Source organism: Glutamicibacter uratoxydans (assembly GCF_006539925.1).
Taxonomy (GTDB): domain Bacteria; phylum Actinomycetota; class Actinomycetes; order Actinomycetales; family Micrococcaceae; genus Glutamicibacter; species Glutamicibacter uratoxydans.
The window spans coordinates 1-6,765 of record NZ_BJNY01000038.1; the positions used below are offsets into that span (position 1 = coordinate 1).

At 52.4% G+C, this 6,765-nt stretch carries 4 protein-coding genes and 3 tRNA genes; 6 read left to right on the forward strand and 1 reads right to left on the reverse strand.

The genetic code is table 11. The annotated features are described in order from the left end of the window. Positions 1 to 435: 435 nt before the first annotated feature. The 6 genes from AUR04nite_RS17650 to AUR04nite_RS17675 all read left to right on the forward strand — a co-directional run bounded on the left by AUR04nite_RS17650 (position 436) and on the right by AUR04nite_RS17675 (position 5,073). Positions 436 to 813: a VOC family protein gene (locus AUR04nite_RS17650; RefSeq protein ID WP_141367616.1), complete on the forward strand. Its 378-nt coding sequence runs from the start codon at positions 436 to 438 to the stop codon at positions 811 to 813. A gap of 702 nt (positions 814 to 1,515) precedes the next feature. Beyond that, positions 1,516 to 2,955, forward strand: a complete 1,440-nt coding sequence (locus AUR04nite_RS17655) for an amino acid permease (protein WP_141367618.1) — start codon at positions 1,516 to 1,518, stop codon at positions 2,953 to 2,955. Between the two features lie 149 nt (positions 2,956 to 3,104). After that, the gene (locus AUR04nite_RS17660; protein ID WP_246055599.1) at positions 3,105 to 4,481 is read left to right on the forward strand and encodes an FAD-binding oxidoreductase; all 1,377 of its coding nucleotides are present in this window, start codon (positions 3,105 to 3,107) and stop codon (positions 4,479 to 4,481) included. Positions 4,482 to 4,600: 119 nt separating this feature from the next. Continuing rightward, positions 4,601 to 4,674, forward strand: a tRNA-Pro gene (locus AUR04nite_RS17665). 208 nt (positions 4,675 to 4,882) lie between these two features. After that, positions 4,883 to 4,954, forward strand: a tRNA-Gln gene (locus tag AUR04nite_RS17670). A 46-nt stretch (positions 4,955 to 5,000) separates the two neighbouring features. Then, positions 5,001 to 5,073: transfer RNA gene (locus AUR04nite_RS17675), tRNA-Glu, on the forward strand. A gap of 79 nt (positions 5,074 to 5,152) precedes the next feature. Here the strand turns inward: AUR04nite_RS17675 and yiaA are convergent. Then, the gene (gene yiaA, locus AUR04nite_RS17680) at positions 5,153 to 5,662 is read right to left on the reverse strand and encodes an inner membrane protein YiaA (RefSeq protein WP_141367622.1); all 510 of its coding nucleotides are present in this window, start codon (positions 5,660 to 5,662) and stop codon (positions 5,153 to 5,155) included. Positions 5,663 to 6,765: the final 1,103 nt, after the last annotated feature.

A 6,765-nucleotide genomic window follows, 5' to 3' on the forward strand; every position in this document is an offset into this window, starting at 1 on the left:
TATTTTCGTTTAACCGGCGGCACTGCCACCGAGGGCTGATGGGATCTTGAATGGCCTCTTTTGGCTTAGTCAGGCAGTGCCCGCGAAGGATTGCAACTGTGCGCAGACATTCAGGAGCTCTGGCAGCGGTAGCTGCGTCCAGACACCGCACGCAGAGTATGCTGCGACTCTATTGACTGAAATGCCCTTACAGTGCAAGTGCAAGGCAGCATATCCCTTTGGAAAACCGTAGGCGTCTCCAACAACTTTCTTCTAAAACAGTACTCATTAGTCTCGTCAGCAAAGCGGATCCTCAAGCAGACCTGCTCGATTTACGCGATCCATCCATCGTGTCTTCAAAATGAAACTCCGGTATTCGAGAACGGATCGAAGAATCGCTGGTTTAGCCCAACTAGATACTGACCGTCTCAGGCAGATGGGAATTAGGATGACGTTATGGCGAACATGGTCTGGTGGGAAGTCGCGACATTGAACCCGGAAGAGTTCATGCGTTTTCACGGAAAGCTGCATGGCTGGACGTTCGACCAAGCATTCGAAGATTCTGAACTTGATGCGAGCTATTGGATCATTAGAGATGGCTCTTCAGGCATTGGCGGTCTTCAAAATGCGCGTCTGGACCTAGCTCCGGTTGTAGGAACTCGGATCTATTTTGAAGTCGAGGACCTCGAGAAGTGCTTGTTACGGGTCGTAGAGCTAGGCGGTCGTGTTGAGCGGGCCAGAACCGATCTGGGTGGGGACGATCGTTGGTTCGCAAACTTTAGCGATACGTGCGGTATTTCCTTCGGGCTATGGACAGATAGGCCCGAGCACTGAGCCTTGAACTGAAACGGATACTTTGAGATGCAGCAGTCAATGGGACGCCGTAACTGCCCGTCGTCCGCTAAAGAAGAGTAGTGGCAGCATCTGTAGCAGGCAGGTGGCTTAGCGTGTGGCTGGCCCGCTCCTGTCGGGAGGCTGCTTCAGCTACAGGGATATACACGTGATCATCCAATTTCAGGTGCGTGGGTCAACAAGATCTCTCTGGAAACTTACCTACGATCTTCCTGAAGGGGGCATCGGTTAATTGCCGATTTCGATGACTGACGACGTCATTGTGCTTTGCGATGTGCTCGTGAGGCCGGTATGAACTTGAACCTGTCGTCATGTCCATATGAAGCGCGCATTCATAAAACGGCTTCTGTCATTCCACTTTTTACGGCGACAAACTTTTTCACGCATCACAGACTCTGTGCTAAACGTTTGGACAAATCGTACTTGAGCGACGCTAACGATGTCAGCTGATTCGACCTTGTGAATGCTGAGTAGCTGACTACCGGATAGTAGGAATTGATATATGAATCTTCTGTCCGGTACTTCAGCTTGAAGTTTTGTCGAGTCTGAGATGTCAGACTGCGTCGGCGTTGGTATACAAAAACGGGCTTGTGACTGCGATTACATGGTAGGCGAGGTTTTTAACAGTCGATATTTGAGCGCTGGTAAAAGCCATCTAATTCTGAGTGATCGCGGAGGATCAAGATGCGGACGAGTCAAACGAGCCAGTCGCTCAAGCGAGGACTGAGCACCCGCCATATTCGGTTCATTGCCCTAGGCTCGGCGATTGGAACCGGGCTTTTCTACGGCGCAGCTGGCGCCATCCAGATGGCGGGACCGGCAGTGCTTCTGGCCTACCTGGTCGGTGGAGGTGTCGTGTTCATGGTTATGCGCGCATTGGGCGAAATGGCGGTGCGCAATCCGATTGCCGGCTCCTTTGGCGCGTATGCGACTGAGTACGTTGGCCGCTTTGCTGGTTTTGCAACAGGCTGGACCTACACCTTCGAAATGTTCGTGGTCGCATTGGCCGATGTAACCGCCTTTGGCGTCTATATGGGCTTCTGGTTCCCCAACGTTGAACGTTGGGTATGGATCTTGGCAGTGGTGTTCTTCATCGCGGCAGTGAATCTATTGTCAGTCAAGGTATTTGGCGAGCTGGAGTTCTGGTTTGCCTTGATCAAGATCGTTGCCATCATTGCCATGATTGCCGGCGGCATACTGGTGATCATCTTCGGCTTGGGCAACCAGAGTGAGGGGGCCGCCGGTGTTGCCAATCTGTTTGTCAACGACGGATTCATGCCTCACGGCCTTTGGGGTGTGATCGCTTCGTTGACCATCGTGATGTTTGCCTTTGGCGGTACTGAAGTCATCGGTATCACGGCGGGCGAGGCGCAGAATCCTAAGAAGGTCATACCGCAGGCTGTGAACTCCGTACCCGTGCGAATCCTGCTGTTCTACGTACTGACTCTTGGCGTAATCATGTCGATCCAGCCGTGGAACACCATTGACGGCTCGGAGAGCCCCTTCGTCTCGATCTTCTCTTCGATCGGATTCTCGTCCGCGGCAAATATTCTCAATGTCGTAGTGATTACCGCTGCACTCTCGGCAATCAATGCCGATATCTTCGGTGCAGGGCGCATGATCCACGGCATGGCTAAACAGGGTCAAGCTCCCAAGGTATTCATGAAGACAACCGCTAACGGCGTTCCATGGGTCACTTCGCTTTCAATGATCGGGGCGCTGCTAATCGGCGTGCTTCTCAACGTCTGGTTCGAAGATGAGATCTTCTTCCTTATCGCTGCGCTGGCGACATTCGCGACTGTCGTTGTCTGGACCATGATCCTGATTTCTCATATCAGCATGAAGCGTCGCATTGCGCGAGGTGCTTTGGAGCCTTCGGGATTCCCTGTGCCATTGTGGCCGCTGGGGAGCTACGCGGCTGTTGCCTTCATGCTTTTCGTCATCGTTCTGATCGGCATCATTCCGGACACGCGCAGCGCGCTGATTACCGGAGTGGTCTGGATCGGTCTTCTAGCACTTTGCTATTACTTCTTCGTTCGCGGCAAAGCTGTACCTGAACAAGTAGAAGACGCTGAAACCGACCACGATGGAGAACCGGAAGGCACAAGCCAAGCAGTCCTCTAGCTTCGAAGCTGTTGGAATTGCCCAGCCGGTCTAATGACATGAACAGTCATTAGGCCGGCTGCTTCATGTTTGCCTGGTTTTCGAGAAACTGGGCTGACACTCGTAAGCTCGTGCGTAGGAACATTAGGCATGAGATCGGGGATAGAAGATTGTCGGAAAACACCCAGAAGCTCATTGAGGCTTTGTACGAGGTACTGCCGGAACAATCTGTGAGCACCGCAGAAGAAGCCAGGCTGGAGAACTCAAGAGACTTCGGCCAATTGTCTCGGCTGCCTATTCTTCCTGCTGCTGTGGTTTATGCGCGGGAAGTTGAAGAGGTCCAGGCAGTCATGCGGCTGGCTAGCGAATACAAGGTACCGGTGATCACCCGAGGTGCTGGAACCGGAGTATCCGGTGCCGTCCACGTACTGGGTGAGGCTGTTGTCCTGAATATGAGCAAAATGGACAGAATTCTTCAGATCAGGCCCGAAGACGAAGTTGCCGTCGTGGAACCTGGCGTCATTAACCATCATCTGAATGAAGCAGTCTCCGAGTTCGGACTGATGTACGCGCCTGATCCTGCTAGCTACAAGATGTCGACGATCGGCGGCAACATTGCCACGAATGCCGGCGGATTGCGATGCGCGAAGTACGGAGTCACTCGTGAGTCAGTATTGGCACTCGACGTTGTCCTGGCCGACGGCAGGCTGATCAGCGTCGGCAAGAATACTTTCAAAGGTGTCGCGGGATATGACCTGGTGGCGCTATTTACCGGTTCTGAAGGCACGTTGGGAGTTGTTGTTCGGGCTGTCGTTCGGCTGAGATACCTTCCGGTCGACGAACGCGATCTAGCGTTGGTGTTTGAAACCCTTGAACAAGCCGTCGAAGGGGTACAAAAGATTGCCCGTGCTCGAATACAGCCAGCAATCTTGGAACTCATCGACCATGCGACCATGCAAGTCCTCGACGATCAGTATTCAACGGACTATGCCAGCGCTGGCGGGGCAATGCTGCTACTTCGTCTTGACGGCTATGGTGCTCAGCGGGAAGAAGAAGCCGTCCGAGACGTTTTCGCAGCGAGCACTGTACGGGCCAGCCTCCAGGGAGACCCAGGCGCAACTGCGCTGATCGAAATGCGCCGGACGAGTAGGGGTGACACCAAGGATGACGCATATCGTACGGGTGAAGATGTCGCGATTCCTAAAAGCAGAATGGTTGAGTATGTTCACCGGCTGCAGCAGACAGCAGAAAAGGAACAGGTGCACATGAGAATGATTTCGCATGTGGGCGACGGAAACTTGCACCCTACTTTCTTTGTGGGCGAAGACGAAGGCGATGAACCGCTTGCAAGGCTTCACCGTGCTGTTGAGGAATCGGTGCGTACAGCGCTGGAGATGGGAGGAACCATCACCGGTGAACACGGAGTTGGACTTATCAAGAAGGACTGGCTGGCGTGGGAGCAGTCGTCGGATGTCATCGATCTACAGCATCAGATTAAGAGCCTTCTGGATCCACTGAATATTTTGAATCCTGGGAAAGCGATCTAGGATCCTGAGCGATGTCGCTGCCTATTGCGAATGAGCGAGAATCGGGCTTCCACCGCTTCTGAGGTCGTCGATTATGTAATGCTGCCATTGCGGGTGTAGAGTAAAATCGTTCTTGATCACGGGATATGGCGCAGTTTGGTAGCGCGCGTCGTTCGGGACGACGAGGTCGCAGGTTCAAATCCTGTTATCCCGACTTCAAAGCACTTGGAGGAATCTTCGGATTCCTCCTTGTTGTTTAACCGCCCCATTTGTGGACTATATGCGAACGAGTCGTAGATCACTTCGTAAATGAGGGAGTGGATGTGCGATATTCAGATTTAGTGTGTATAGTTATATCTCGTGCTAAGGCATTCGGGAGATTATTACTTCGGTAATTGAATCCGCTGGATACCAAGTCACATTGGGATATGGTGTAATTGGCAACACAACGGTTTCTGGTTCCGTCATTCTAGGTTCGAGTCCTGGTATCCCAGCGCTTCACTAAAGTAATTTAGTGAGCTGAAGGCAACTTCAGCATACGGCCCCATCGTATAGCGGCCTAGTACTCCGCCCTCTCACGGCGGCAACGCGGGTTCGAATCCCGCTGGGGTCACAAAGAAAAAACGCGAAACTTCGGTTTCGCGTTTTTTGCTTTAACTTTCGTTCCGCCGAGCGGTCGGCTGTGCCGGGCCCTAGATTGACGGCTTTTTATCAGTATTAGGGGTCTGATCGGACTGCCCTAAGAATTTGCTTGTGAACAGCGCACGGGAGCTGCTCTTGTTTTCGTCTTCAAGTTCCTTGAAGGCTTCCATGTCGCGGACATTCTTCTGTACTGCAATAGCTGCAAACATGGCCATCACCATCGATACTCCATAGAAGCCCTTTTCGGACAACAGGAGATCGGCATTCCACAGCCCGATAGCCAGCAGTAAGAGCACGATAAAGACTGATACCCAGGCGATACCGTAGTACACGTTGGTAACCGGAATACCCTCGGCTTTATCGCGAACCGACTTCTGCACTGAAATGACAGCAAAGATGCCGTAAAGCAACAGTGCGAGGTAGTAGCCCTTTTCGTTGAGCATCATGTTCGCATTCCAAAGCCCGATGAGATATGTGCCCATACCAATCAGCAGCGCCAACCAGCTGGCTCCAACGAACGCCGGTGTAGGCTTCTGCGGTTCTAGCTTTTTCTCAGCCATAATGACCTCCTAAGAATGCTCCAAAGTGAATATATCTACTCTTTGGATAATTTGTTGAAATCAGCATAACTTAAGAGTCTTGATTGAATCCATGGTTTTCATCATGGAATTTCTAATCCTGTTTTCTCAACACGTACAACTTGGAGAGGTTCATGCAGCTGTACGCAATAAAAGCCAGTCGTTGACGAGGCTTTTAGATAGGGGCTACATGATGCATCGTCTGACCCACGAATTTACGGAAAGTGGCAAAGACGTAAGGCGGAACCGGTCATTATGTGGTCCGCGCCTGTCCTATGGATTGGGGAGGAAGTCGGCTCTGCACCCCGACTCTCGCTTCGCGTCAGGTTCTGAATGCCGCTGCCCGCCTTGGTTCATTAGCGAGGAATGGAGAAATCGAGAGGCGCGTAGCGCGCGGTGCTGCCGGCACGGAAAGGCGTGGTCCCGCCGGCATCTGGCTGCAAAGCGACTTCAACGTTGCACGTACAGAAGGGGACTCACATGCCATCGACGGCACCGGTTCCTGCAACATGGAGTTTCGGTAGCCCTTCTTTCCCCATTGGAGAACCACCGAACAAAGGGCAGAAGCGCCGAACCATTGCGCACCTGGCTAGTTGTTAACTGCTGAATGCAGTAGACAACAGTCGGGACATCCGGGCAATAGATCCAATTGAGCGAAGCGACCGCTGAGTGGAGCTCACTTCCGAGGCGTGGCGAATCGCTGCTGTCGAATACTCATGAATCTGAATGGCCTGAGCAATAGGTCTGCATGAACTGCACTGGGCATCAATTGATTGCGCCGTGATGCTGATGCGGTAAAGACATGCTGTGGCTATTTGATCCCGGAGCGGTTGCCCATAAGCAATCCCATGAACAGATTGCTAAAGATCCGCACGGTATCGATCTAGAGATTTTGTGCGGAGCTTCGTTGATTCTTCTGTTCCACGGGAGAAGACGCAAGCATGGCACGTTGGAACTTGGTGTCTCCCTGGGCTCAGTCCTTCTGTACTTGTAGTTCCTTCGTCGGTGGACCGTAGCGAGTACGTTAATGAATTCCCTCGATCTAGAAACTGCTGTGGCGACAGTCACCATAAAAAGAGCCATTT

What these genes read in the sequence shown, in the direction of transcription:
- yiaA (WP_141367622.1), bottom strand. Translation starts at nt 5,662, where the DNA reads ATGGCTGAGAAAAAGCTAGAACCGCAGAAGCCTACACCGGCGTTCGTT.
- AUR04nite_RS17655 (WP_141367618.1), top strand. Translation starts at nt 1,516, where the DNA reads ATGCGGACGAGTCAAACGAGCCAGTCGCTCAAGCGAGGACTGAGCACC.
- AUR04nite_RS17650 (WP_141367616.1), top strand. Translation starts at nt 436, where the DNA reads ATGGCGAACATGGTCTGGTGGGAAGTCGCGACATTGAACCCGGAAGAG.